General features: G+C 64.0%; 3 protein-coding genes. 2 read left to right on the top strand and 1 reads right to left on the bottom strand.

The features are described from left to right. A partial coding sequence (locus tag K5Q35_RS22540; RefSeq protein ID WP_220801477.1) for a TetR/AcrR family transcriptional regulator occupies positions 1 to 422 on the bottom strand: 422 nt, incomplete at its 3' end. A 137-nt stretch (positions 423 to 559) separates the two neighbouring features. Between K5Q35_RS22540 and K5Q35_RS22535 the strand changes: the two genes are divergently transcribed. Both K5Q35_RS22535 and grxC read left to right on the top strand, forming a co-directional pair. After that, positions 560 to 1,060, top strand: a complete 501-nt coding sequence (locus K5Q35_RS22535) for a YkgB family protein (RefSeq protein ID WP_013960757.1) — start codon at positions 560 to 562, stop codon at positions 1,058 to 1,060. Positions 1,061 to 1,123: 63 nt separating this feature from the next. Beyond that, complete coding sequence (grxC, locus tag K5Q35_RS22530; protein ID WP_013960758.1) at positions 1,124 to 1,396, top strand: glutaredoxin 3; 273 nt, start codon at positions 1,124 to 1,126, stop codon at positions 1,394 to 1,396. Positions 1,397 to 1,401 lie beyond the last annotated feature (5 nt).

The raw sequence follows: 1,401 nt of genomic DNA, 5'->3' as shown, positions 1-1,401 counted from the left end.
TGGACGATGGCGCGGCGCATCTTGTCATAGCCTGTGCGCACGAGGGTTGCCGTTTGCGCGTCCAGCGCGGCGCGATCCGCGGAGGCGTTGCACAGGAAACAGCCGCGGCTGTCGGCGTGATCGCCCAGGGCCGTGAGCGGCGCGCTGAGAAACGCATCGATCCGCGCCAGCGGGGCTGTGTCAGGCGCGCGCAGGATGCGCACCGCCCCCTCCACCACCCGGGCGTCGTAATGCGCAAGCGCCTTGAGATACATCGACTGCTTGTTGCCAAACGCCGCATAAAGGCTCGCCTTGCCCAGCCCCGTGGCCTTTGTGATGTCGCTCAGCCCCGTCGCCTCATAGCCGTGTTCCCAGAACAGATGCATGATTTTCGACAGGGTCTCATCGGGGTCAAATGCCCTCGGGCGTCCGGGTTGCTGCATGTGTCATTGTCCTCGCGAAGCTGTGAATGGATAGTTATTGACCGATCAGTCCGTAATCTGTAGGTGTTGGCCATCGGCACTGACGCCGCACAGCTTTACCTAAATAAAGACCATTCGGTCAAGAAAGGAAACACACCATGACACATGTAACAGACACCCCCGCCGCCGCCGTGAACCTCGCCGATCTGGGCGACACCGTGGCGAATGCGGGCACCCATGCGATCCGCTTTTCCAGCGCGATTGTGCTGGGCTGGATCGGGGCGATGAAATTCACCGCCTATGAAGCGGGCGCCATCGAGGGTCTGGTCGCCTCCAGCCCGCTGACCAGCTGGCTCTATTCGGTGTTTTCGCTGCAGGGGGCGTCGAACCTGATCGGATCCGCCGAGATCGCGATTGCCCTGCTGCTGGTGGTGGGCGCGAAGTTTCCCAAGGTGGCGCTGCTGGGGGCCCTGGGCGCGCTGGCGACCTTCTTTGTGACGGCCAGCTTCCTGTTCACCGCCCCGGTGAGCGAGCCGAGCCTTGGCGGCTTTCCCGCGCTCTCGGTCGTGCCGGGCCAGTTCCTGCTGAAAGACATCGTCCTGCTGGCCGCCGCGCTGTTTTTGTCCGGTGACGCCCTGCGCCGCATCGCCCGCAACTGACCCGCCACAGCCCCCGCCACAGCCCCCGTCAATGCGGCGGGGGCACAGACCCGGAGACACCCCATGCCCCCTGAAATCACGCTCTATACCAAGGGCTATTGCCCCCATTGCAAAGCCGCCCGCGCCCTGCTGGCCGCCAAAGGCGTGCGCTTCGTGAACCACGACATCGACATCACCCCCGCGCGGCGCCGCGAAATGATCGCCCGCGCGGGCGGGCGCACCACCGTGCCGCAAATCTTCATCGCAGATTTCCACGTCGGCGGAAACAGCGACCTCACAGCCCTCAACACATCAGGCACCCTCGATGCTCTGCTCAAAAACAAACAAACAGCGTGAAGTCG

Origin of the sequence: Roseobacter sp. OBYS 0001 (assembly GCF_019654895.1) — a bacterium.
Lineage (GTDB): Bacteria > Pseudomonadota > Alphaproteobacteria > Rhodobacterales > Rhodobacteraceae > Roseobacter > Roseobacter litoralis.
The sequence above is the reverse complement of the archived record's forward strand: the minus strand, read 5'-3'. Positions and strand labels throughout refer to the sequence as shown.

Excerpts from the sequence above, each read along its gene's own strand:
- grxC (WP_013960758.1), top strand. The coding sequence starts at position 1,124 with ATGCCCCCTGAAATCACGCTCTATACCAAGGGCTATTGCCCCCATTGC.
- K5Q35_RS22535 (WP_013960757.1), top strand. The coding sequence starts at position 560 with ATGACACATGTAACAGACACCCCCGCCGCCGCCGTGAACCTCGCCGAT.